This window comes from bacterium, assembly GCA_035370465.1.
In the GTDB taxonomy this organism is placed as follows: domain Bacteria; phylum Ratteibacteria; class UBA8468; order B48-G9; family JAFGKM01; genus JAGGVW01.
The window spans coordinates 25,055-51,349 of the sequence record DAOOVW010000005.1; the positions used below are offsets into that span (position 1 = coordinate 25,055).

General features: G+C 27.7%; 24 protein-coding genes and 1 tRNA gene. 22 read left to right on the forward strand and 3 right to left on the reverse strand.

What is annotated here, in order from left to right:
- Window positions 1-4: 4 nt before the first annotated feature.
- Window positions 5-193 carry a ferredoxin gene (locus PLW95_01345; GenBank protein HOV21314.1) on the reverse strand — a complete coding sequence of 63 codons (189 nt, stop codon included), beginning with the start codon at window positions 191-193 and terminating at the stop codon, window positions 5-7.
- A 104-nt stretch (window positions 194-297) separates the two neighbouring features.
- On the opposite strand from PLW95_01345, the gene PLW95_01350 reads away from it, so the two are divergent.
- The 4 genes from PLW95_01350 (at window position 298) to PLW95_01365 (ending at window position 4,849) form a co-directional block, all read left to right on the forward strand.
- Window positions 298-777 carry an NAD(P)H-dependent oxidoreductase gene (locus PLW95_01350; GenBank protein HOV21315.1) on the forward strand — a complete coding sequence of 160 codons (480 nt, stop codon included), beginning with the start codon at window positions 298-300 and terminating at the stop codon, window positions 775-777.
- A gap of 19 nt (window positions 778-796) precedes the next feature.
- A complete protein-coding gene (gene ileS / locus PLW95_01355) occupies window positions 797-3,541 on the forward strand; it encodes an isoleucine--tRNA ligase (GenBank protein ID HOV21316.1) in 2,745 nt (914 codons plus the stop codon).
- A 230-nt stretch (window positions 3,542-3,771) separates the two neighbouring features.
- Complete coding sequence (locus PLW95_01360; protein HOV21317.1) at window positions 3,772-4,251, forward strand: NYN domain-containing protein; 480 nt, start codon at window positions 3,772-3,774, stop codon at window positions 4,249-4,251.
- Complete coding sequence (locus tag PLW95_01365) at window positions 4,229-4,849, forward strand: hypothetical protein (protein ID HOV21318.1); 621 nt, start codon at window positions 4,229-4,231, stop codon at window positions 4,847-4,849. Before PLW95_01360 ends, PLW95_01365 begins: the two co-directional genes overlap by 23 nt.
- Window positions 4,850-4,903: 54 nt before the next feature.
- Here PLW95_01365 and PLW95_01370 read toward each other — a convergent pair whose 3' ends face one another.
- Complete coding sequence (locus tag PLW95_01370) at window positions 4,904-5,173, reverse strand: HU family DNA-binding protein (GenBank protein ID HOV21319.1); 270 nt, start codon at window positions 5,171-5,173, stop codon at window positions 4,904-4,906.
- A 183-nt stretch (window positions 5,174-5,356) separates the two neighbouring features.
- Window positions 5,357-5,428: transfer RNA gene (locus PLW95_01375), tRNA-Cys, on the reverse strand.
- Between the two features lie 114 nt (window positions 5,429-5,542).
- Here PLW95_01375 and dnaX point away from each other — a divergent pair.
- The 18 genes from dnaX (at window position 5,543) to cas2 (ending at window position 25,885) form a co-directional block, all read left to right on the forward strand.
- A complete protein-coding gene (dnaX, locus tag PLW95_01380; protein ID HOV21320.1) occupies window positions 5,543-7,072 on the forward strand; it encodes a DNA polymerase III subunit gamma/tau in 1,530 nt (509 codons plus the stop codon).
- A gap of 3 nt (window positions 7,073-7,075) precedes the next feature.
- Window positions 7,076-7,372 carry a YbaB/EbfC family nucleoid-associated protein gene (locus tag PLW95_01385; protein HOV21321.1) on the forward strand — a complete coding sequence of 99 codons (297 nt, stop codon included), beginning with the start codon at window positions 7,076-7,078 and terminating at the stop codon, window positions 7,370-7,372.
- A gap of 14 nt (window positions 7,373-7,386) precedes the next feature.
- Window positions 7,387-9,681, forward strand: coding sequence for a hypothetical protein (locus tag PLW95_01390; protein ID HOV21322.1), 2,295 nt, complete (start codon window positions 7,387-7,389; stop codon window positions 9,679-9,681).
- A gap of 24 nt (window positions 9,682-9,705) precedes the next feature.
- Complete coding sequence (recR, locus tag PLW95_01395) at window positions 9,706-10,299, forward strand: recombination mediator RecR (protein ID HOV21323.1); 594 nt, start codon at window positions 9,706-9,708, stop codon at window positions 10,297-10,299.
- Window positions 10,299-11,180, forward strand: a complete 882-nt coding sequence (locus PLW95_01400; GenBank protein HOV21324.1) for a lysophospholipid acyltransferase family protein — start codon at window positions 10,299-10,301, stop codon at window positions 11,178-11,180. Before recR ends, PLW95_01400 begins: the two co-directional genes overlap by 1 nt.
- A 60-nt stretch (window positions 11,181-11,240) precedes the next feature.
- On the forward strand, window positions 11,241-12,968 hold the full coding sequence (gene dnaG / locus PLW95_01405; protein HOV21325.1) for a DNA primase: 1,728 nt from the start codon (window positions 11,241-11,243) through the stop codon (window positions 12,966-12,968).
- Between the two features lies 1 nt (window position 12,969).
- Window positions 12,970-14,145 carry a sigma-70 family RNA polymerase sigma factor gene (locus PLW95_01410; protein ID HOV21326.1) on the forward strand — a complete coding sequence of 392 codons (1,176 nt, stop codon included), beginning with the start codon at window positions 12,970-12,972 and terminating at the stop codon, window positions 14,143-14,145.
- A 20-nt stretch (window positions 14,146-14,165) separates the two neighbouring features.
- Window positions 14,166-14,927 carry an MBL fold metallo-hydrolase gene (locus PLW95_01415; protein HOV21327.1) on the forward strand — a complete coding sequence of 254 codons (762 nt, stop codon included), beginning with the start codon at window positions 14,166-14,168 and terminating at the stop codon, window positions 14,925-14,927.
- Between the two features lie 34 nt (window positions 14,928-14,961).
- The gene (locus PLW95_01420; GenBank protein HOV21328.1) at window positions 14,962-15,942 is read left to right on the forward strand and encodes a type II secretion system F family protein; all 981 of its coding nucleotides are present in this window, start codon (window positions 14,962-14,964) and stop codon (window positions 15,940-15,942) included.
- Between the two features lie 881 nt (window positions 15,943-16,823).
- A complete protein-coding gene (gene cas6, locus PLW95_01425; protein ID HOV21329.1) occupies window positions 16,824-17,585 on the forward strand; it encodes a CRISPR-associated endoribonuclease Cas6 in 762 nt (253 codons plus the stop codon).
- A gap of 46 nt (window positions 17,586-17,631) precedes the next feature.
- Window positions 17,632-17,940 carry a hypothetical protein gene (locus tag PLW95_01430; protein ID HOV21330.1) on the forward strand — a complete coding sequence of 103 codons (309 nt, stop codon included), beginning with the start codon at window positions 17,632-17,634 and terminating at the stop codon, window positions 17,938-17,940.
- A 3-nt stretch (window positions 17,941-17,943) separates the two neighbouring features.
- Entirely contained in the window at window positions 17,944-19,890 is a 1,947-nt protein-coding gene (locus PLW95_01435) for a TIGR02556 family CRISPR-associated protein (GenBank protein HOV21331.1), read from the forward strand.
- Window positions 19,883-20,860 carry a type I-B CRISPR-associated protein Cas7/Csh2 gene (cas7b, locus tag PLW95_01440; protein HOV21332.1) on the forward strand — a complete coding sequence of 326 codons (978 nt, stop codon included), beginning with the start codon at window positions 19,883-19,885 and terminating at the stop codon, window positions 20,858-20,860. Before PLW95_01435 ends, cas7b begins: the two co-directional genes overlap by 8 nt.
- A gap of 4 nt (window positions 20,861-20,864) precedes the next feature.
- Window positions 20,865-21,674, forward strand: coding sequence for a type I-B CRISPR-associated protein Cas5b (cas5b, locus tag PLW95_01445; GenBank protein HOV21333.1), 810 nt, complete (start codon window positions 20,865-20,867; stop codon window positions 21,672-21,674).
- The gene (gene cas3, locus PLW95_01450) at window positions 21,675-24,092 is read left to right on the forward strand and encodes a CRISPR-associated helicase Cas3' (protein ID HOV21334.1); all 2,418 of its coding nucleotides are present in this window, start codon (window positions 21,675-21,677) and stop codon (window positions 24,090-24,092) included.
- A gap of 27 nt (window positions 24,093-24,119) precedes the next feature.
- A complete protein-coding gene (gene cas4, locus PLW95_01455; protein HOV21335.1) occupies window positions 24,120-24,617 on the forward strand; it encodes a CRISPR-associated protein Cas4 in 498 nt (165 codons plus the stop codon).
- A gap of 5 nt (window positions 24,618-24,622) precedes the next feature.
- Window positions 24,623-25,618 carry a type I-B CRISPR-associated endonuclease Cas1b gene (gene cas1b / locus PLW95_01460; GenBank protein HOV21336.1) on the forward strand — a complete coding sequence of 332 codons (996 nt, stop codon included), beginning with the start codon at window positions 24,623-24,625 and terminating at the stop codon, window positions 25,616-25,618.
- Window positions 25,619-25,885 (forward strand): CRISPR-associated endonuclease Cas2, encoded by a 267-nt coding sequence (gene cas2, locus PLW95_01465; protein ID HOV21337.1) that lies wholly within the window; start codon window positions 25,619-25,621, stop codon window positions 25,883-25,885.
- Window positions 25,886-26,295: the final 410 nt, after the last annotated feature.

The window sequence follows — 26,295 nt, forward strand, 5'->3', positions numbered from 1 at the left end:
AAAATTATTCCTCAATAATTATTGCTTCAACTGGACAACTCTCTGCTGCTTCTTTAACTTTTTCTTCTAAATCAGATGAAATTTCTTTTATTTTTACATTTGAAACATCGTCTTCCATCTCAAAAATCTCTGGACAAATATCCACACAAAGACCACAACCAGTGCATAAACTTTCATCAATTTTTACTCTCACTTTTGCCTCCTTTTTTTGCAAAATTATAATAATATTGTTTTAATTTGTCAACAAAAAAGATAAAATATGTTAAAATAAAATTCAATTTTTGACAAGGAGGTATTATGAGCAAAGTAGTTATTATTTATTCTTCTAAAACAGGTAATACAAAAAAAATGGCAGAAAGTATTTATGATGGAGTAAAAGAAATAATACAAAATGTTGAATTAAAATCAATAACAGATATAAAAGTTGATGACCTGCTTACTGCTGATGGAATAATTGTTGGTTCTCCTACATATTTTGGGCTTGTGTGTTCAGAAATAAAAAAGTTCTTTGATGAAAGTGTAGTGCATTTTGGAAAACTTGAAGGTAAAGTTGGCGGTGCTTTTGCCTCTTCTGCAAATATTGCTGGTGGAAATGAAACAACAATTTTAGGACTTTTGCAAATGATGTTAGTTCACGGAATGGTTATTCAAGGAAATATTTCATCAGGTCATTATGGACCTGTATCAGTTGGTTTTCCAGATAAAAATGTTTTAAATGAATGCAGGGCTTATGGGAAAAAGATAGGAAAGTTAGTAAAGAAATTATTTGATAAATAATTTACATAAAGGAAAAAAAATGGATTATTCAAAAACAGTTTACTTACCAAGGACTGATTTCCCAATGAAAGCAAATTTAAGTGAAAGAGAACCACATTTTTTAAAAATATGGGAAGAAAAGGAAATTTACAAAAAAATAATTAAAAAAAATGAAAATGGAGAAAAATATATTCTTCATGATGGTCCTCCTTATGCAAATGGACATATTCATTTAGGGACTGCTTTAAATAAAATCTTGAAGGATATAGTAATAAAATATAAATCATTAAAAGGATATTATTCTCCATATAAACCTGGCTGGGATTGTCATGGTATGCCTATTGAACATCAAATTTTTACACAATTAAAATTAAAGAAAAATCAAGTAGATAAAATTGATTTTAGAAAAAAAGCAGGTGTTTTTGCAAAACAATTTGTAAATATCCAGAGAGAAGAATTTAAGCGACTTGGAGTTCTTGGTGAATGGGAAGAACCATATTTAACACTTGATAAGGAGTATGAAGGAGATATTATAAAAACATTTGGACAACTATCTCTTTCTGGTTATATTTATCAAACATATAAACCAATTTTCTGGTGTATAAATTGTGAAACAGCATTAGCAGAAGCAGAAATTGAATATTATGATATAAAATCACCTTCAATATATGTGAAGTTTAAGGTTATTCAGGATAATAAAAATAATTTCAGAGATAATACATATTTTCTTATCTGGACAACCACTCCATGGACTTTACCTTCAAATACAGGTATTGCTCTTTCACCTACACTTAATTATGCTATTGTCCAAACAGAAAAAGAGGACTTAATTATAGGAGAAAAGTTTGTTTCCCAATTACTTGAGAAAAAAGGCATTAAAGGGAATATTAAAAAAGTTGTTAAAGGGACTGATTTAGAAGGAGTTTTATATGAAGGACCTATTATAAAAAGAAAATCAAAAGTAATAATGGCTTCCTTTGTTTCAGACCAGGAAGGAACTGGCTGTGTTCATATTGCACCCGGGCATGGAGAAGAGGACTATAATGCAGGGATTAAAAATGGACTTGAAATTTTATCTCCTGTTGATGAAAAAGGAACTTTTACAGATGAGGTAAAGGAATTTGCTGGTAAAGTTGTTTTTGATGCAGATAAATTAATAATAGCAAAACTCCAGAAAGAAGGAAATTTATTTTTAGAAGAAGAGATTGTTCATTCTTATCCTCATTGCTGGAGATGTAAAAAGCCAGTAATTTATAGAAGCACAAAACAGTGGTTCCTTAAAGTGGACCACAAAAATTTAAGGGAATTGTTAAAAAAAGAAATTGAAAAAGTAAATTGGTTTCCTCCAGAAGGGAAAAACAGAATATATTCAATGGTTGAATTAAGGCCTGATTGGTGTTTATCAAGACAACGAATATGGGGAGTTCCAATTCCAGTTTTTTATTGTAAAAATTGTAAAAAACCAATTATCACAGAAGAGACAATAAAAGAAATTGAACAACAAATAAGAGAAAATGGTTCAGATATATGGTTTGAAAAAGAAGAAAAACAACTCTTACCGGAAAATTTCCTCTGTCCTTATTGTGGAGGTAATGAGTTTGAGAAAGAAAAAGATATTCTTGATGTATGGTTTGATTCAGGAGTAAGTAATATATCTGTCTTGAAAGAAAAATATGGACTTAAATGGCCAGCAGACCTTTATTTAGAAGGCAGTGACCAACATAGAGGATGGTTTCAGACATCTTTAATTGTCTCCTGTGGAACAAAAGGGAAAGCACCTTATAAAGATGTTGTTACACATGGATTTGTTGTTGATGCAGAAGGCAAAAAAATGAGTAAATCAATTGGAAATGTTATAACACCAGACCAGATAATTAAAAAATATGGAGCAGAGATATTAAGATTATGGGCAGTAAGTGAGAACTATCAAAAAGATATTAGAATATCAGAAGAAATTATAAAAAATCTTTCAAAAACATATAGAAATATAAGAAATACAATAAGATTTTTACTTGGTAATTTATATGATTTTGAAATTGAAGAGAAAATTGAGTATGACAATCTTTTTGAAGTTGATAGATGGGCAATCAACAAACTTAAAGAAGTTGTCAGAAAAGTTGATAATTATTACAATTCATTTAATTTCAATAAGGGATTTGAAGAAATAAATAACTTCTGTAATATCTCTCTTTCTTCTTTTTATCTTGACTATCTTAAAGACCGACTTTACACTTATGGTAAAAATTCAAAAGAGAGAAAAACAGCACAACAGGTTCTTTTAGAAATTCTCTCATCTCTTCTTATGATTATATCACCTGTTCTTTCATTTACATCAGAAGAAGCATATCAATTTTTAAAATGGAAAGACAAAGAGAGTATTTTCCTTAACACCTGGCCAGATTTAGGGGAACCGGATAAAAAATTGCTTGATAGATGGGAACAATTTTTTCAGGTAAGGAAAGATATTTTGAAAAAAATAGAAGAAAAAAGAGAAGAAAAATTGATAGGTAGCAGTTTAGAAGTTAAAGTTACAATAAAAACTGAAAAAGAACAAATTGAGTTTTTAAAAAGTTTCCAGAATATAGAAAAACTTTTAATGGTTTCTCAAGTTAATTTTATAGAAGGGAAAGAAGAAATAATTGTTGAAAAGACAGATTATAAAAAATGTCAGAGATGCTGGGGATATTTTCCAGAAGTAGGGAGAAATACTGAATTTCCTGACTTATGTGATAAGTGTATAAAAGTAATAAAAGAGAATGTTAACAGATTAGAAAGTAGTGAGTAGAGAGTATAAACTTAAAATTTAAAGTGCTAAATTTAAAACTACAACTTAAAATTTAAAACGAAACAATTTTAAATTTTTTTCTATTGTCAGTTTTGAATTTTACATTTTCGTTTTGCACTTTTCGTTTTACATTTTACACTTTTAATCCGCTACAATACCAGTGGACGCTGAAATACTCGCTTTGTGCATATGTGCATAAATTATAAACAGCACTCTGGGAAGTTTAAAAAATGAAATACTTAATTGATGGTTATAATGTTATTAAAAGTTCATATTTAGGGAAAGAAGGGGACTTAAAGGGGAAATTGTCACTTTATCAAATCCTTGATAATTATAAAGCAAACCATCTATCTGTAATTTTTTCTGTTGTATTGGATGGTTTTAATACATCTGATTTCCCTTTTTTAAGAGATAAAAGAATAAAAACATTCTTTTCTGGTGAGATAACAGCAGATGAATATATTAAAAAAATACTTGAAAAAGGAAAAAGAAATGAAGAAATAACAGTTGTTTCAGATGATAAACAGGTTCAAATATCATCTAAACTTTTTGGATGTAATGTTATGTCAGTTGATACATTTCTGAATACTGTAAATCCAAAAGGAAATAATAAGCCAAAAGGTCCAATAGAAAAAAAAATAAGTTATAGTAAAAAAAAGAAAATAGAGGAGGAATTAAAAAACTATTATGAACTACGAAAAAATACTTAATTTGAAAAAATTGGAAAATGAATTTAGGGATTTTTTTGAACAACAGGATAATGTGAGAGAAGAAACTTTGAAACTGGTAAGAGAAATAGGAAGAAGTGCATTTAAATCAGTTAAAGAAATCCATCAGGGAAAAATAAAAGAGGCAGAAGAAGAAATAGAAAATGGACTTAAAATCCTTAAAAAAGCAAAAAAATTATTATCTAATTTCCCAGAAATATATTATGCTGGTTTTCTTCACTCTGCTGAAAAAGAAATAATAGAAGCACTTATAACTTTATATCTCATAAGAGACAAAAAAATTCCTGAATTTAACAAAGATGATTTTGATGTAAAAAGTTTTTTACATGGTTTATGCGAAAGTACAGGAGAAATAAGAAGATATATACTTGATAAAATAAGAAGTGGAGAAATTGAAGAAATTGAATTATATCTTGAAATAATTGATGAAATTTATTATTTTGTTTTGGAATTTCAATATACAGATGCTTTAACAAGAGGATTAAGAAGACAGATTGATTATATGAGAGGAATTGTTGAGAGAACGAGAGCAGATGTAACTTCTGCTATAATTTCTTTTCGCAAAGATGAAAAGAAATAAGTTAAAAAAGAAAGCGGACTTTTTAGAATAAAGTCCGCTTTCTTCATTTCAATTTTACTTTACTGCTTCTTTCAATTCACTTCCTGGTCTGAAAACAGGAACTTTCTTGGCTGGAATTTTAATTGTTGCACCTGTTTGAGGATTTCTTCCTGTTCTTGCTTTTCTTTTTGCTACTTTAAATGTCCCAAATCCCACCAATGTAACAACATCTCCTTTCTTCAACGCCTTTTTAATTGCTTCTATAACAGCATCAACGGCTGCAACTGCTTCTTTTTTTGAGCAAACAACTTTTGCGACTTCATCTACCAATTGTCCTTTATTCATTTTTTCTCACCTCCTTTCTGTTTTTTATATATTTATAAACTATTTTAAAAATTTGTCAAGAGGAATTTCAAATATGATAAAGGATTTAAAATTATTTGTCAAAAATTTTCTTTACTATCAAGGAATTCCGACTTTTAAAATTTGCAATTTCCCGAACAGAATAATTTTCCTAATGGGAGAAAGAGGCCTGGGCCGGATTTGAACCGGCGAATAGCGATTTTGCAGACCGCTGCCTTGCCACTTGGCTACCAGGCCTATTATATTTCTGGAAATATAACTTCTCATAAAATATTTTTACACTTCTATATAATTATGATATAAAATTACTTTCAGGATGTAAAGAACAATTTTAAAATTATTGGAGAAAAAATGTATAAGGTTTTAGCAAGAAAATATAGACCTCTTAATTTTGATGAATTTGTTGGACAGGAAAATATAGTAGAAACATTAAAAAAAGCAATTGAAAAAAATAAAACTGCATATGCTTACCTTTTTGCTGGACCAAGAGGAAGTGGAAAAACATCAATGGCAAGGGTTTTCGCAAAAGCATTAAATTGCCAAAATGGTCCAACTATAAATCCATGCAATAAGTGCGAAATTTGTAATGAAATTTCATTAGGAACAAGTTTAGATGTAATTGAGATAGATGGTGCTTCAAATAGGGGGATAGATGAAATAAGAACATTAAGAGAGAATGTAAATTTAAGACCATCAAAAGCAAGATATAAAATTTATGTAATTGATGAAGTTCATATGTTAACAACAGAAGCATTTAATGCACTTTTAAAAACGCTTGAAGAACCACCTGAATATGTAAAATTTATATTTGCAACAACTGCTCCTGAAAAAATACCGCCAACAATTATTTCAAGATGTCAGAGATTTGATTTTAAACCACTTACGTTGAAAGAAATAGAAAATAAGGTTTTAGAAATTAGCAAAAAAGAAAATTTCACAATAGAAAAAAAAGCCATAGAAGAAATTTCTGAATTTGCTAATGGCTCTTTAAGAGATGTTTTAAGTATAATAGACCAGTTGATTGTTTTTTCAGAAAACAACATTAAAATTGAAGATGTAAGAAAACTTTTAGGGATAGTTGATGAAAAAGGGATAGATGAAATTTTGAAACTTTTAGTTGAAAAAAAAGTTAAAGATGCTATTGTATTTCTACATAATTTAATTTCACTGGGTAAAGACCCATCTCTTATAATGGAAGGTATTATTAAACGATTTAGAGATATTCTTTTTTACAAAATTGAAGGTGGAGAAAAAAAAGAAATTTTTTCTTCTTTTGATAATATAACAACTGATGAATTATTACAGGCAAGTTCAATTGTTATTGAATTTAAAGAAAAATTAAGAAGAGAAACACAACCGATACTATTATCAGAAATTCTTCTTTTTAAACTTTCTTCTATTCTTGGAAAAGAAATTAAAAATAATGAAAACCAACAGGTAGATATTTTTGAAATAACAAAGAAAGAAAAAAATATAAAAGAAGAAACAAAAGAGGAAATAAAAAAAGATACAAAAGAGATGATAATAGAGAAGGAAAGCAGAGAAAACTTAATAGATGACATAATTGGAAATTGGGATATAATTTTAAAAGAAATAAAGAACAAAAGCAGAATATTGGAAGCAGCGATAAGAGAAGGAAAAGTTGAAAAATTTGAAAATGATACTGTTTTTATCTCTTATGAAAAAAAGTTTAATTTTCACAAAAAAAGGGCTGATGAAAATAAAAAAGAAATTGAAAAAATAATAAGTAAATTAACAGGGAAAAACATAAAGATTGAGACATTGTTGAAAAATGATACAAAAAAAAATATAATTGAAGATGAAGATGTAAAAAAAATCCTTGAAGAATTCAATGGACAAATAATTGAAAAGGAGGAATAAAAAATGTTTGATAACTTAAAACAATTAGCACAATTAAAACAACAGGCAAATAAAATTGAACAACTTATGAGGTCTAAAATATTTGAATCATCATCTCCAAATGATGAAGTTAAAATAAAAGTTAATGGAAAGATGGAACTTATATCTATTGAAATAAAAGAAGATATTTTAAAAAAGGAAAATAAAGCATATATTGAAAAAATTATTAAAAAAACATTTTCTCAATGTCAGAAAGAAGTTGAAAAATGGATGGCAACAGAAGTCGGGTCTCAATTAGGTTCTTTTAAATTACCTTTTTAATAATACAAGAAAAAATGGTTAAAATTGAAAATGGACTTATAAGTTTTTGTTTAAATGAGATTTTGTTTAAGGAATGTTTGATGTCTCTTGATGTTGATGATGGTATCCTTAAAAGTGTATCTTCAGAAATTTCAATTAAGGATAAATCTAATTTTATTTTGCATTGTAAGTTTCCAGAAAAAAATATTGAGTGGGAGATATTTTTTAAGGAAAGTAATGGAGAACAGGTTATTGAATCAAAAATAATGAATTATGGTAAGAGAGCAGTTAAACTTGGTAAAGTATTTTTATTGGATACTAAAATTGAAGGATTTAGGAATGAACAAGATGAAGTTGCTGTTTTTCCATTACAAATATATGGGCAGAAAGTTTATAGAATAGATGACCCCGAAATGCCTGAAAATAGTCAAGTAATAGTTCAATTCTGCAATAATACAAAGAATTTATCTCTCCAAGGTGCTTTTCTGACTTTCCAAAGGTGCAATACCAAACTTGTAGTTAAAAGGTCAGTCCATGGTCTTGATGGATTGCAAGCATATTGTGATTTTGCAGGATGGGAACTGGCACCGGGTAAATCAACATCCACAGAGATATTTCGTATAATAGTTGGTGATAATCCTTATACACAACTTGAAAACTGGGCAGATAAAGTAAAAGATATAATAAAACCGGACATCTGGGAAAATACTCCATTAGGATTTAATGGTTGTGCCTGGGCTATATTTGATGGGAAAGATAATTATGCAAAAGTTGTTTCTGAAAATCTTAATGCTATAAATAAACGCCTTGCTGGATTTGGATTTAAATATTTATGGACAAGTATGCATAATTTTGAAGGCGGTCTACCTGGTAACTGGCTTAAATGGAATTATAAGCATATTCCTTGTGGTAGGAAAAAATTTATAAAGATGGTCCGTAGTAAAGGATTTTTGCCTGGTTTCTGGATAGCACCATTTTATCTCTGTAGTTCCCTTACGGATTTATTGAAAGAGTTGGAAGATGCTATTTTACAAAATCTTGAAGGTGAAAAAATGATAGTTTGTGAAGAATGGAGGCACGGAGATGCAGGTAAATTACCTAAGAAAGAGCGTCCTTGTATTTACGCTCTTGACCCATCTCATCCAAAAACAATAAAATTTCTTAAAAATGTTTTTAAAACATATAGAAAATGGGGAATAAGGTATTATATGGTGGATTTTCTTGAAGCGGGAGCAGGCAATATTCATCGTTTTCCTTATAAAAAACATTTTAATAAAAAACTCGTAGCAGGTCCAGAGGTATATACAAATGCTCTTAAAATATTAAAAAAAACTGCTGGGAAAGACACATATTTGTTAAGTTCTACAGGTCCTCAACTTCACAATGCAGGAATACTTGATGGAGTTCGTGTTGGTAATGATTTTGGAGAAGGAAGGGATATTAATAAAGAGTCCTTTTTTTATCCTGCTTCCTATGTAATTAACAAATGTGATTTCTGGACAGGACCTAAAGAAGCATTGCTTTCACAGGCAGCCAATTATTTCACACACCGGAAATTTTACATTGCTGACTCTTCAAATCTTCTTACAGTAGATAAACCTATCCCACTTACTCACGCACAAATACATGCTACTATTCACGCATTCAGTGGTGGACCAACAATATTAGGTGATGATATTCGTAATATTAGTGAAGAAAGATTAAACATTATTAAAAAAACATTACCAAGAAGTAAAGAAATTGGTTTTCCTGTAGACCTTTTTACATCTGTTTCACCTGATTATCCAAAATTATTTTTACGCTCTATTGTTAAACCATGGGGTGAATATAAAGTTCTTGCAATATACAATTTTGACCCGGTTCCTAAAAATATAAAAGTGCCTTTTGAAACTCTTGGAATGGAAAAAGGACAAAGTTATTTAGTGTGGGATTTCTGGAATGAAAAGTTTGAAGGCAAGAGAATAGATAATATTGATATAAATGTCCGACAAGAAAGTGTTACAGTTTTGAGATTTGTAAAAGATAAAGAACAACCAGTAATACTTGGAACAGATATGCATATTATGATGGGGGAAATGGAAATTAAGGATTTTGAATATAATTCTAAAAAAATGGAATGCTGTTTTACAGTTGAAAGACCTAAAGGGGAAAGTGGAACAGTATTTATTTATGCTCCTGAAAACATTTATGTTAAAAAGACGGATGGTTTGCATATATCAAAAGATGGTAATTATAATACCCTTGTTATAGCAGTGCCATTGAAATTTAAAAAGAAGGTAGTTAAGAAAATCATAAATTTTGGACAAATGGAAAAAGATTGCAATTGTTGAAAAGTTTGTGCCTAAATATAACCAATGAAATACTATCCTGAAATTGTTGAAAAACTTATTGAAAATTTTTCAAAATTACCTGGTATAGGACCTAAAAGTGCAGAAAGAATTGCGAATTTTTTAATTACAGGTGATAATGAATTCATTGATAATTTTGTAGAAAACCTTGCCAACCTGAAAAAGAAAATAAAAATATGTCAGAATTGTTTTAATCTTTCTGAAGATAATATATGTAATGTCTGTAAAGATACAACAAGAGAAAATATAATATGTGTTGTAGAAAATATTAAAGACCTGGTAATTTTTGAAAAGGCATCTTTCAAAGGGAAATACCATGTTTTATGGGGAAGAATTTCCTTTCTTGATAAAACAGACCCTGATGACTTAAGAATTCCGCAACTTATTGAAAGAGTTCAAAAAGAAAAGACAAAAGAAGTCATAATTGCAACGAGTACAACAAAAGAAGGAGAAGATACTGCCGCTTATATATCTGAAATCCTCAAGAAATTGAATATCCCGCATTCAAGAATTGGTTATGGCCTACCTGTTGGGGCAGAAATTGAATATGTTGACCTTCAAACAATAAAAAAATCTATTGAAGGAAGAAGAGGACTATAATGTTTTGTTTAATTTACAAATTTTGTTGTTTTTTAGGTATTCATTTGCCTTTAAAAGTTGCTTATTTCATTGCTGAACAAATCGCAAGATTAAGATATATTTTTTTTCCCTCTTTAAGAAAAACTGTCAGAAATAATATAAAAAAAACACTTGCATATAGAAAAAAAAAGTTTGGAATTGATTATAAAAGTTATGATGTTATAAAAATAACCAAAAAAGCATATTTGAATTTTGCTAAATATATGACTGATTTTTTTAATATACCAAAATGGGATATAGAAGTTGTTAAAAATAAGGTTTTTTTAGAAAATTTCAATCTACTTGATAAATGTCTTGAAAAAGGTAAAGGAGTTATTGCTTTAACTGCTCATATTGGAAACTGGGAACTTGCTGGTATTGTTGCTTCAATTCTTGGATATAAAGTCAGTGCTATTGCTATTCCTTATCTATCCCCTTCTGTAACAAAAATTTATGTTGAAAGAAGAAAAGATAAAGGAGTGGATGTAATACTTACAGGAAGTAATCCAAAACATATAATAAAAGCATTAAGAGAAAACAGGGTTCTTGCAATACTTGGGGATAGACCATTTACGGAAAAGGGAATATATGTGAAATTCATGGGAGAAAATGTATTATTCCCGAGAGGTCCTGCAACTTTATTTATTAAAACAAAAGCCGAATACATTGCAGGTTTTTTAATTATGGAAGGGAAAAATTATAGAATGTTTTTCAGGGAAATAGAAAAGCCACCTTCAAATTTGACAGAAGAAGAGAAAATTAAATTTTTAACTCAAAAAGGGGCAAATATAATTGAAGAACTTATTCTTGCCTACCCATCTCAATGGTTAAACTTTTCAAATGTCTGGGATAATTCCGCCTAACTATTGACACTCAAAAAACACAAAGGTATAACAAGGAAAAATGTGGAGGTTACCAGTTTAATGAAAGGATATATCTCACAAGAAGAGATTGTGAGGGTAAGTGAAAAAGTTGATATTGTTGAAATTATTTCAAGATATGTAAATCTTAAAAAAAGTGGTAAGAATTATAGAGGTATTTGTCCATTCCATACAGAAAAAACCCCATCTTTTTTTGTAAATCCTGAAAAACAAATTTTCCATTGTTTTGGATGTGGAATAGGTGGTGATGTTTTTAAGTTTATAATGAATATTGAAAATATTTCTTTCCCGGAATCTGTTGTCAAAATTGCAAAAGAAGTTGGTATAGAAATAAATTTTCAAACAAAACAAATTTCAAATAAAGATAAACAGGAAATAGTAAAAGCAAATGAGTTTGCTTTAAAAATTTATTCTGAGGTACTTTTTTCTTCCCAGGGAAAACAGGCATCTGAATATCTGTACAATAGAAATTTTGATGATATAGCAATAAAAAATTTTTCTCTTGGTTATGCTCCTTATGATAGAAATTTTCTCTTAAAAAAAATAAATGAACATTCTCTGGCAAAAGATGTTTTCATAAAAAGTGGTCTTATTTCAGAGAATGGAGAAAAAGATGTATTCACCAATAGAATAATATTTCCTATAATAAACACCAATAATGATATAGTTGGTTTTGGTGGTAGAACAATAGAAGAAAATGGTCTGCCAAAATATTTAAATACAAAAGAAAATATAATTTTTAATAAAAGCAGAACTCTCTATGGAATAAACTGGGCAAAAGAAACAATAAAAGAGAATAACTATGCAATTATCGTTGAAGGATATTTTGATGTTCTAAAACTATTGAGTAATAACATAAAAAATGTTGTTGCACCTATGGGAACATCTTTAACAGAAGGACACTTAAATATATTAAAAAGGTTCACTGATAAAATTTTACTTGTTTTTGATTCTGATACTGCTGGAATAAATGCATCTATTAGAGGACTTGAAAATATTCTGAAAAGCGGATTTGAAGTAAAGTTATGCCCTCTTCCAACTGGTTTTGACCCTGATAAATTTATAGATGAATTTGGTACAAGTTCATTTATAAAATTGTTAAATAACTCTCAAAACTTTATTGATTTTATGATTACCAATGAAAGTAAAAATTTTGATATAAATTCTCCAAGAGGAAAATCCATTATTATAAAAGAAATAAGTAAATTATTATCTGTTATACCTGATGAAATTGAAAAAGAAGAATATATAAAATATCTATCATCAAAAACATCTATCCCACAAGAAACAATTGAAAAATATGTAGAAGAAAACAGCCAATCAAAAGAAGAAATAAAACCAGTGCAAAAAAAACCTCTTAAACCAAATGCGGAAATTTATCTTCTTGATATTATTTTAAACGACCAGACATATTTAGAACAAATAATTGAGAAAAAAGAGAAATTGACAGAAAAATTAAAAAAAGTTGTTGAAGCAGTTGAAATATTGATAAACAAAAACATAAAACCAACTGTTGCAAATATAATAGGAATAATTGATGATGAGCAGATTTTAAATCTTATTTCAAATGTTGCAATTGAAGATAATCTTATCTCAGAAGATAAAAAAAGAAAAATTTTTGATGATTGCTTAAAGAAAGTAGAAGAAATATCTTTAAAGGAAACCCTCAATAAGAGAAAAAAAGAAATATTTGAAAAGGGTCCTTCTCCTTCAAAAAATGAATTAGAAGAAATACAAACAATAATATATCAATTGCAAAAAGGGAGGTAAAATGGGAAGAAATAAGAAGAATCTTTCTAAAGGAGAACAAAAGAAAAAAATTTCTGAGATAATTGAATTAGGAAGAAAGAAAAAACATCTCTCATTAGAAGAAATAAATGATATCCTACCAATTGATATAACAGACCAGTCAGAAATAGATAATCTTTTTGATGAATTAGACCACTGGGATATTGATATTGATGAAAAAGAACCTTTTTCTATTGAGAAAGAAAAAATAATTGATACTGAGGAAGCAAAAAATGCTTTAAGGTCATATATGAAAATTGCTGGTAGTTATTCTCTTCTAACTCATGAAAAAGAGGTTGAGCTTGCAAAAGGTATTGAAGAAATGAAGAAAAAAATAAATCAAATGAAAAAAAGAAAAAAAATCTCCCAGGTTCAATACATGAATTGTTGTCAACAACTAAATGAATTAAGGGGACTCTTGATAAAATCAAATCTTCGTCTTGTTATAAATATTGCAAAAAGATATAACAATCCTAAACTTTCAATTCTTGACCTAATTCAAGAAGGCAATATTGGACTTATGAAAGCAGTTGAAAAATTCAAATATAAAACTGGCTTTAAATTCAGTACTTATGCAACATGGTGGATAAGACAGGCAATAACAAGAGCAATTGCCGACCATTCATCTACTATAAGAATTCCTGTCCATATGATTGAAAAAATAAATAAACTGAAAAAATTAGAAGCAAAATCTAATCAAGGAAATAATGGTGAATTAGAAGATGAAGAAATTGCAAAAAAACTGAAAATACCTGTTGGGAAAATAAAAAATATAAGAAGGTCTATGAGACCAGACCCTATATCTATTGATTTACCTGTTGGAGATGAAGAAAGAGCAACAATTGGTGATTTTATAGAAGATAACAAGAGTCCCAATCCATTAAAGCGAGTAAAACAATCTCTTCTTGCAGAAGAAATTGAAAAAGCATTAAAGGTTTTGGATGAAAGGGAAGAAATTATTATAAGATTAAGGTTTGGTCTTGATGAAAAAAGATATTCAAGAACATTAGAAGAAGTTGGAGATTATTTCAATTTAACAAGGGAAAGAATAAGACAAATAGAATCAAAAGCAATACAAAAATTAAAAAATTCAATTCATTCAAAAAAATTAGCATTATTTCTTGAAGGAAGTTTTGAAACATCAATACCTACCAAGTAATATAATAGAAATGGAGAAAGATGTCATTTATAAAATTCCTTGGGACCGCAGGGGCAAGATTTGTAATGTTGAAACAATTAAGAGCAAGTGGTGGAATGTGGTTTTCAATAAATAACACAAATTTTATTGTTGACCCTGGTCCCTGTTGCCTTTTTAGAATAATTAAAAGCAAACCAAAACTGCACCCAGAAAAATTAGATGGAATATACCTTTCTCATAAACATTTAGACCATTCCTGTGAAATAAATTTAATGATTGAGGCAATGACAGAAGGAGGTAGAGAAAAGCAAGGAATTGTTTTTACTCCATTGGATGCTATCTCAAATGACCCTGTTATATTAAAATACATAAGAAACTTCCCTGAAAAAATAGAAATTTTACAAGAGGGAAAAGAGTATAATTTAAAAGATATAAAATTTGAAATACCTGTAAGACATAAACATGGAGTAGAAACATATGGATTTAAATTAAAAAGCGCAAATATACCTGTTATTTCTTATATCCCGGATACTGCTTTTTTCCCAGAAATTATAGAAAAATATAAAGGAAGTGATATTCTCATTATAAATACTGTTTTATATGAAAAAAAAGAAAATGTTTTACACCTTTCTTTACAGGAAGCAGAAGATATAATATCTCAAATAAAACCCCAAAAGGCAATTATTACACATTTTGGTATGACAATGATTAAAAATAAAATATGGGAAAAACAGGGAGAAATAAGCAAAAGGGCAAAAACAGATGTTATAATTGCATATGATGGAATGAATCTTGAAATTTAAACTCTTATATAAAAGTATTTCAAAAGGGAAAAAATTGTTCTTGTTAAAAAATATATTTTCTGGGAAAAAAGAATTTTATTTTAGATTATCCTCTTTGCTTTCTTCTGGATTTGATATAATTTCTGCTATTTCCAATCTTGAAAAGAATAACCCCTTACATCAAAAAGAGATTGTTTCTTTTATAAAAAGAGAGATATCAAAAGGGAAAAATTTATCAGAAGCAATGAAAAATTTCTCTCTCTTTTCTAATTTTGAAATAAAGAGTATTTCTGCTGGAATTAAATCAGGAAATCTTCCTGAGACACTCCTTTCTCTATCTGACTATTTTTCTTTTCTTGAAAATATAAGAAGAAACATTATTTCTGGTTTAACTTATCCATTTATACTTTTAAATTTAGCAATTATTATTCCTGCCATCCCTACTCTTTTCTTAAAGGGATTTTTCCCATTTTTGGGTAAAATTATTATTCCTTTTATTATTATCTATGGAAGTATTTTTGTTTTTGGTTATCTACCTGATATTTATAAAAAGAGAAATTTGAGAGAAAAGTTAGACGAAATAATTATAAAAATCCCCTTTTTAGGAAAAATCTTAGTAAATTTTCAAGTAGTTATATTTTTAAAAACATTTGTTATTTTGTATAAAGCAGGAATTGATATTATAAGTTCATTTAGAGATGCAACAGAGGTTATAGGAAATGAAACAATAAAGAAACAATTTGATAAAAATTTTGCTTTATTAAAAGAAAATATACCTGTTTCAGAAGCAATTAAAAATAATCAATTTTTACCAGATGAAGTTAAAGGGATGATTGAAACAGGAGAAATAAGCGGAAATATGGATAAAACAATTGAAAAAGTTATCCAATACACAGAAGAAGAAACAAAATTTATAATAAACCAGATATTAAAAGTTATTCCTGTTGTTATTTATCTTATAGTTGCTGCTTATGTTGGTTATATAATAATTTCTTTTTACTCCGGATATATAAAAACAATAAATTCTTTTCTCTAACTTCTGCTTGTCAGAACTCTTAAACAAATCTCTAATTTATTTTTTATATCGCTCAGGTCTCTTAATTCTCTCTGCCATAGGTGTTCTACTTTAGTATCAATAATCAGGACTTCAAGAACTTCAATTTCTTTCTCAAGTTTTAAAATCCTAAATTCCCATATTTTTGGACATTAAGATATTCATATTGTTTTTACTGTATGTATAAACTCAAATGGGGATAAAGACATATTTTCTTCTTATAATGTTCATATAGGCATTAAGTATAGCATCTACCTTTGTTAAAAAACCCTGTTGCTGTGATGAATATATGATATAATAAACTTACTTAGTGCCTAATTATGGCGGAATTTGGGAAAATATCGCTTTTTGTTTTTTAGAAATTTCAGTCAAAAATATTTTACCATTTTCCATCTCTACTATTTTGATTTTTTTAATTCATAAAGAAGTTTTATAAGAGTATAATCTTTAAAAATATCTTTTTCTCTCATAATTTTACAAACACCTGAATGTAGAATAAAAGAAAGGAAACTTAAAAATTGTCTCGCTTGTTTCTTCTTTTTATCCCAATAACTTTCTCCTTCATATACATAAACATTCTTCCCTATTTTCTATTCTATATAACTATTTAAAATTTAAATGTCATCTGTTTCAATTCCTGATTTTTCAATAGATTTTATCAGATAAGAAAATAGTTATTAATATTACAGGATTTTAGGTTTATAAAGGAAGGGAAATATCCGAAGGATACTTCGGATATTTTCATATTACTTGACCATAAATAGGTTATTTGTCAAAAGTTATTATGAAATTTTATAATAAATTTAGTATATCTCAATTCATAAATTTGAAAGTAAAAATTTATCAGAGTATAATTTTTTAAAATGAGGCTCAATATAACATTTTTTTCTGAAAAAGAAATTATACTCCCAATTTCTTACAATTATATTCTTCAAAGTTTTATATACAGGAATTTAAATACCTTTTTAAGTAATTTTCTTCACAAAGATGGTTATATATATGAAAAAAGAAGTTTTAAACTTTTCACATTTTCAAGAATAAATGGGAAATTCAGAAAAGAACAAGAAAATTTTATTTTCTCCCCTCCAATTTCTTTTATACTATCCTCTCCAAAAGAAGAAATTTTAGAATGTTTTGCTGAGACTCTTGTGAAAAAAAACATCTTTATTTTAAATAATAACTTTATTTACATAGAAGGCGTAGAAGTCCAATTCTATCCTAATTTTTCAAAAAAAGAATATGAAATAAAAATGCTATCCCCTGTTACCGTCTATTCTACATTAAAAGGAGAAAACAATAAGAAAAAAACATATTATTATTCACCAGCAGAAAAGGAATTTCAATCTCTTATTGTAGAAAATTTGAAGAAAAAATATTTTCTAATTTATCAGGAAGAAACTGAAATAAATAATTTTGAAATAACTCCAATAGACATTAATACCTCAAATCTCAAAATTATAAATTATAAAGGGACAATTATAAAGGGATGGATGGGGAAATTTAAAATAAAAGGAGAAGGAGAAATTTTAAAAGTTGCTTATGATTGTGGTATTGGGAGTAAAAACCCTCAGGGATTTGGTTGTTTTGAACTACTTCTATTTTCTGAAAAGGAAGTTAGGGGGTGATTGATATTGCCAGAATACATGATTTATCTTAAAATAAAAAAAGGAAATGGAAAATAAAAACAAAAAAACAATTCCTGAATATGTAAAAAAACTCTTCTGGGATGTCAGAAAAGAAGATTTAGATATAGAAAAGCACTCTACATTTATTATCAAAAGAGTATTGGATTATGGTGATGTTCCATCTCTGAAATGGCTGATTAGAATTTATCCTGACTATCTCATAAAAAAAGTTATCCACAATAAAAAAGGTCTACATCCAAAAACAATAAATTTCTGGGAAAAACATTATGAAAAAAGGCGTGTTCTTAAATGGTTAGAATATAATGACCTTGAACTTAAAACCCCTGAGGAATAAAAAATGATAGAGGCAATTAAAGAAATCGGAGAGAAAATTTTATCTAATACTTCCCCTGATAAGTTTTTAGAAAATTTGGTTGAAGTACCTAAAAAAATAAATGGGGAGGAACAGTATATTGTTATTATTGATTTTAATACTGATGAAGAAACTGTAACCTTTGATTTTGAAGAAATGAAAGACGATACACCTAAAAAATATTTATGGATAGGTAATGCTTTGTCAAATAATCCTCAAGACAGGTTTACAACGAATAATTTGGAATATTTAATATCACAAACAATTCCTAATGTTATAGAGGCAATTTCTGATGGGGAATTAAAAAAACTCTTAGAAAAAGTGAAAAATAAGTTTTATTACGATTTGGGAGACCATAGTAAACAGAATAAAAAATATCAGTATATATTGGATATAGAAAAAATAAGAATTTCATCTAAAAGTATAGAACAAATATTAGAAGAAGTAAATAATAATCCTAAAAAATTAGTTAATACTGTTAAAAATGAAATTTTTGAATATTTGAAAAGAGAAAAAAATCTTACTAAAAAACAAATAGGACTTTTCAATTTAAAAATTGATAATCAACTGATATCTGATTTCCCAGAATATAGAAAACATTTAGAAGATTCTTTAATAAAAAAGTTGTTTTCTAAAACAATTAGAGGGAGATGTTTCCTTTGTCAAAAAGAAAAAGAAGTTACAAAAGATATGAGATTTAAATTTAGTTATTATATAACAGATAAAATTAGTTTTGCTTCAGAGTTAGAGGAAAAAGGATTTTTGAAAAATTTTACTCTTTGTGAAGAATGTTATAAAAAAATTCTTGTTGGGGAATCTTTTATAAAAAATAAGATGAGGACAAAAGTTGGTTTAAATCTTTATATAATTCCACAATTTATTTTTGGAGATATATCATTTCCCATAAAGAAACTTGACAAATGGGCAGAATACATAAAACAATCTTTGAATTCTGTTGTAAATCTTGAAGGTTTAAGAAAATTTCAAGATAGATTAGAAGAGTATAGTGAATTTCAGCAACATAAAAATAACTTTATTTTAAATCTTCTGTATTATAGAAAATATCAAAGTGAATTTAAAATTCTTAAACTAATACTAGATGTTCCACCCAGCAGATTAGATTTTTTAAAAGAAAAGGAAAATGAAATATATGAAATAGCAAAAAAAATTTTTGGGGAAGATAACAGATGGTATTTGAATTTAGAAAGAATGTATTATCTTTTTCCAGTGAGGATAAGTAAACAAGAAATAGGGGACTATAAGAAAGTATTAGATTTCTACGATGCTATTTTTTCAACAAAATCTATATCTTACAAATTTTTAATTAAACAGTTTGTTGACCTAATAGGTGTTTATAGATTTGGGAAATTTGATAGTTATAATATAAAAAAGCCAAAAGATACTGATACTGGATTAATTTATTCGGTATTAGAGGCAAATCTTCTTTTGCTCTATTTAAAGAAACTAAAACTTTTACAAAGAGGAGGTGATAATATGAATAACATAGATACTTCTTTACTTTCCGAAGGTATGAAAAAGTATATTGAAGAAATGGGATATGGAGAAGAACAATCTGCACTTTTTCTACTTGGATATCTGATAGGAGAAATTGGGAATGCCCAGTGGAGTAAAGAAAATCCGAATAAACCAATTCTTAATAAACTTGTTTATCAAGGAATGGATGTAAAAAAAATTTTAAGATTAACTAATGAGGTTTTTGAAAAATTAAAACAGTATAAAAGAAATATTCTTTATAATGAACAAATTTTTGCTGAATGTAAAAGATTATTGGATAAAAATCTAAACAACTGGCAACTTTCTAATCAAGAAAATGTTTTTTATATTCTTTCAGGATATGCTTATAATATGTTGAAGAAAATTGATGAAAACAAATTAAAAGAAAATAAAAATGAGGAGGTAGAAAATGAATGAAGAAAAAATTAAAAATTCAGATATTATTTTTATTTACGATGCAAAGTTATGTAATCCGAATGGTGACCCTGATGATGAGAATAAACCGCGTATGGATTATCAAACTAGCAGGAATCTTGTAAGTGATGTAAGGTTAAAAAGATACATAAGGGATTATTTATATGCACAGGGATATGAAGTTTTTGTGAGCAAGATAGATGATATGACAGTCGATGCTACAAAAAGGGTAGAGAAACTTTTTGAAAATTATGAAGAAAATGGGAAAAAAGGAGGAGTTGAAATTAATAAACTTGAAGAAAAACATATTAAATGGCTATTACAAAGAGTTATTGATGTCAGAATGTTTGGAGCAACTATGCCTATCAAGGCAAAAAAGGGAATAGCAAAAGGAGCATCTAATGCTTTTACAGGACCAGTTCAGTTTAATTGGGGATATTCTTTAAACAAAGTTCAAATTGTAGAGTCATCAACTATAACTTCTATGCTTGCAGGAAGAGGTGAGGAATATAGCACAATGGGTAAGGATTGGCGAGTTTATTATTCTTTAATTGCTTTTTACGGGATAATTAGTGGAAAACGAGCAGAAAAAACTATGTTTTCAGAACAAGATATAAAGATATTGGATAATGCCTTATTAAAATCAATACCACAAGAAGCAACTACCAGAAGTAAAATTGGACAGAAACCAAGATTATTGGTAAGGATTGAATATATAGATAACACAACTTTTTTAGGTGATTTAAGAAGATATATTAAGATAGAACCTGATGATAATTTGCGAGATATAAACGAGTTTGAATTAGAAGTAAACAAGTTAGTAAATTTAGTCACAAATAATAAAAGTAAGATTAATAAAATATATCTCTGGCAAGATGATGATTTAAAATTAAAAGAAGGGCAAATTTTTAAAGAACTTATAGAAAATGGCTTTAAAGATAAGATTATAGATTTACCTCATTCAGAGGAGTAAATAAATGGAATATAAGATAGATAGACTTCTTATTTTTGATATAAAAGGGGCAGTAGCGCATTTCCGGAAGTTTTACACCAATTCATCTTCGCTTTCATATTCATTTCCTCCAAGAACAACTATTACAGGTTTAATTGCAGGAATTTTAGGTAGGGAAAGAGACCAATATTATGAAGAATTTAGTACTGAAAAATGTAAGATAGCAATCTCAATAAGAACGCCAGTGAGAAAAATTATGCAAACAGTTAATTATATACAGACAAAAAGTGATAAAGGTGGAATAAAAGGAGTAAATCTTAGTGCTGGACATACACAGATACCTTTAGAAATAATATTACCAGACAGAGGTTTTGAAGAACTTAAATATCGGATATACTTTTATCACAAAGAGCAAGTTTTTGAACAATTAAAGAAAGTATTAAAAGAAAAAAAATTTGTCTATCCACCTTATTTAGGGTTAAGTGAATTTATTGGAGAATTAGAGTTTATTGACTGCCTTGAAGAAACTGATATTATGGTATATGCTTCTAAAAAAGATACTACAACAGATTTAGTAACTGTTGTAAATACAGAAAAAATTCAAGAGGGGGGTCTTATTTTTGAAGAGGATTCAGGAAAAATTTTACAATACATAAAAGAACAAATGCCTCTTGAATTTGATTCACAAAGGAATTTTAAGAAAGGAGCAAATTTTCTTTACGAAAAAAATAATAGTAACATTAAATTAAAAATTAAAGAGAATTACTATAAAATAAATTATAATAACTCTGAGAAAAAAGAGATAGAAGAAAATATTGTTTTTATGGAAAGTTAAATGAAATTCTACTCACATATAGGCGAAAAGGGGGGTAAAAAAGAGTTAAAACACCATCTGAAAGGAGTTGGAGAAGAAAGTAGGCATATTATATGTGAATTACCAATAAAAGACAAATGTTTTTTTTCGGATATATCCTATCTTATAGGTATTTCTCATGATTTTGGGAAATATACATCTTTTTTTCAGGAATATCTAATAAATCAAAAGGAAAATAAATTATCACAGCATTCTTTTATCTCTGCAATATTTACTGCATGGCAAATTCAAGAATATCTTGATGTAAATAATAATTTTAAGAGTTATTCTTATATTCCTTTAATTGGATATTTTATTGTTCTTCATCATCATGGAGATTTAAGGTCAATTGGAGAAGATATTCCTTCTTACAAAGATTTTAAAAATCCCCCTTGTTTTTCCTACGCGGAACCTCGCACAAGAGAAAAATTACAAATGACGTATAAACAAATAGAAGATTTTAAACGACCAAATAGGATAAGTATCATAGAAAATGAATATAAAGAAATGGTGGGAGCAAGCGATATAAAAGATTTCTTAAATACATGGTTAAGTATATTAAAAAAATTAAATGAATTAAGGCAAAATTATGAAAATGAAGGAGATGGAATTAAAATTGCCCTTTTCCTATTTACCTTACTTTTATATTCAATTCTTATTGATTCTGATAAAAGAGATGCTGGGAATGTTTCTATAATAAAAAGAAAAAAGTTAATGCCTGATTTAGTTGATAGATATAGAGAAAAACAGTTTAATCTTTGTTCAAGAAAAACTATGGATATAATACGAAATCAAATTTACAAGGAATCTATATTAAAAATTGAAGAAGTATCTCTTGAAAATCATCTTTATACATTAACAGCCCCCACAGGGTCAGGGAAAACTTTAACTTCTTTCTCTGTGGCATTAAATCTTAGAACTCGTATAGAAAAAGAAAAAGGATATATGCCGAGAATTATATATTCTTTACCATTTATAACAATTATAGAACAAAATTATGAAGTAATTCGGAATGTGCTTTGTTCTGAAATAGAAGATTTTAAAGAGAATGAAACTGCTTATATTCTGAAACATCATTATTTATCCGATTTAGAGTATAAAGAAGGAGATGAACTTAAACCTTTAGATGAGTCCTTACTTTTGATTGAATCATGGAACTCAGAAGTAGTAATTACTACTTTTATTCAACTTCTTCACACAATAATTGGTTTTAAAAATAGTTTTTTAAAGAAATATCATAATATTGCAGGAAGTATAATTCTTCTTGACGAAGTTCAAAATATTCCAATTGAATATTGGGATTTGGTTGAAAAAGTTATAAAAATAGTTGCTGAATATTTTGGATGTTACTTTATTTTACTTACCGCTACAAAACCATTAATTTTAAAAGAGGAATATGCCACAGAAATTGTAAAAAATCCTAAAACTTATTTTGAAAAGTTAAACCGTGTTTTAATTAAAGCAGATTTAGAAAAGAAAAATATAGACGATTTTATTAAATGGTTTATAGAAAACTATAACCAAGAAAATTCTTATCTTATAGTAGCAAATACTATAAAATCCTCAAAAGAAATTTATGAAAAAATAAAAACTTATAAATTAAAGAATCCTTTATTTTATTTATCTACAAGTATTATTCCGAAGCACAGAGCAGAACGAATAAAAAAGATTAAATCACTTCTTGATAAAAACAATATACCAATTTTAGTTTCAACGCAAGTTGTCGAAGCAGGGGTAGATATAGATTTTGATGTAGTAATAAGAGATATAGGCCCGTTGGATTCAATTATTCAGGTTGCAGGAAGATGTAACAGAGAATATACAAAAGATAAAAAAGAACTTTATGTTTTTTCTCTTGGACAATTTGCAAGTTATGTTTATGGGAAAATTCATCCAGAAATTTCAAGGGAATTACTTAATGCTAAAGAAATACCCGAAAGCAATTTTTATGACCTAATTAACAATTATTTTGAGAAAGTAAAATTCAAAATAAATGATGATGTTTCAAGATATATTTGGGAATCTATGCTTGAACTGAGATTTTATGAAAAAAACCCTCCAGTAAGAAATGGATTTGAGAAAATGGTAAGTGCTTTTCAGTTAATTAAAGAGAAGGGAGAATATATTGATATTTTTGTAGAAATAGATGAAGATGCAAAAAATATTTGGGAGAGATATTGTAAAAAAATATATGAAGAAAGAGATTTTCTAATTCGGCGAAATAATTATTTGAAAATTCGTAAAGAATTTAGAAGTTATATTATATCTATTAGAAATTATAAAGATATTTTTTTACCTTCTGAGGTTTGTGGAATGAGATATATTCCAAAAAACGAAATTAAAAATTTTTATTCACCCGAAACAGGGTTTTGTTCAGAAATAGATACCTTAATATTTTAATTTATGAACATAAAATAGTGAAAATCAATGGAATTTAAAATAATAGGAACTTTTGTTTGGTACTATTTTATTTGTAAAAGAGAAGTGTGGTTTATGGCTCATAATATTCAACCATCACAAGAAAATCCATATATTGAAATTGGAAGATTAATTAGTGAAGAATTCTACCCAAGAGAGAAAAAAGAAATAAAATTAGAGTCAATGATAATTGATATCATAAAATGTAAGGACGGACAACTTCTTATTGGAGAAGTAAAGAAGAGTTCAAAATATTTAGAGGCAGCAAAAATGCAATTGCTGTTTTATTTATATCAATTAAAAGAAAAAGGGGTAGAAGCAAAAGGGGAATTGTTAATTCCAAAAGAGAAAAAAAGGATTGAAGTTGTTCTTAATGAAGAAAATGAGAGAAAATTACTTCTGGATATAGAAAAAATAAAAAATATAATAAGTCAGAATAAACTACCAGAAAAGGTAAAAAATCAATTTTGTAGAAATTGTGCTTATGATGAGTTCTGTTGGAGTTAAAAAATATGAAAAAAACAATATTTGTTTTTTCAGATGGGCAGTTTCAGAGAAAAGGAAATACTTTATATTTTGAGACAAAAGAAGGAGAGAAAAAATATCTTCCAGTTGAAAATATAAGCGAAATAATGGTAATGGGAGAAGTTGATTTAAATAAAAGGTTTCTTGAATTTTTATCTCAAACAGAAATTATTCTTCATTTTTTCAATCACTATGGATATTACATTGGTTCATTTTACCCAAGGCAACATTATAATTCAGGATATATAATTCTTAAACAGGCAGAGTTTTATAATGATGAGAGAAAAAGAATATCTCTTGCAAAAAAAATTTTTAATGGAGCGGTAGAAAATATTGAAAAGGTTTTAACTTACTATTCAAATAGAGGAAAAGAAGTTGGTGGGTATATTAAAGAAATAGAAAACTTAAAAGAAAAGGTTGATAATTGTAATTCAATAGAAGAAATAATGGCTATTGAAGGGAACATCAGAGAACATTATTATTCTTCTTTTGATAAAATCCTTGAAGACGAAGAATTTATTTTTGAGAAAAGGAGTAGAAGACCCCCAAGAAATAAATTAAATACACTGATAAGTTTTGGAAATAGTTTATTATATGTTGCTGTTTTGAGCGAAATTTATAAAACACATCTTGACCCCAGAATTGGTTTTTTACATACAACAAATTTTAGAAGATTTACCCTTAATCTTGATATTGCAGAAATTTTTAAACCAATAATTGTTGATAGAATAATATTTACTCTTGTTAATAAGAAAATTATTCAGCAAAAACATTTTGAGGATAAAATGGGTGGGTTAATACTAAAAGACCCGGGAAAACAAATATTTGTTGAGGAATTTGATAATCGTCTTAGAACAACAATAAAACATAAAGGACTTGGGAGAAATGTTTCATATAGAAGGTTAATACGAATGGAACTATATAAAATAGAAAAGCATCTTATAGGAGAAGAAGAATATAAACCATTTGTGAGTGGGTGGTAAATGTATGCAATACTTGTATATGATATAAATGAAAAAAGAGTTTCAAAAGCATTGAAAATATGTAGAAAATATTTATATTGGGTTCAAAATTCTGTATTTGAAGGTGAAATAACATTTCCAAAACTTGAAAAATTAAAATCAGAATTAAATAAAAAAGTAATAAAAAGCACAGAAGATTCAGTCATTATATATATTTTAAAAGATGAAAGATATACTAAAAGAGAAATTCTTGGCGAAAAAAAAGTGAATAAGGGTATCATACTTTAAAATTTTTTGATTTATCAATTTGCAGGAGTTTATATATTCGTCAATCACCAATAGTGAAAAAAATACAGGAGACCGACAGAAAAAAAATAGTTGACACGACAGAAATTTTAATATATTATAATAAATAGAACAAAAATGTCTTTGAAAAGTTTTCTTATTTGGTGCAGAGAAGATTGGTTTTTAGCCTACCTATAAGGGATTGAAACCCTGATACTCTGCATAAAATCCATCCACCGATACAAGTTTTTAGCCTACCTATAAGGGATTGAAACCATATTTTTGAAATTCACAGATAGCAGAAGGTGAGCGTTTTTAGCCTACCTATAAGGGATTGAAACTTTGTTTATTTGTTTAATATTCTCTTCAGTTATGTTAGTTTTTAGCCTACCTATAAGGGATTGAAACTCTAC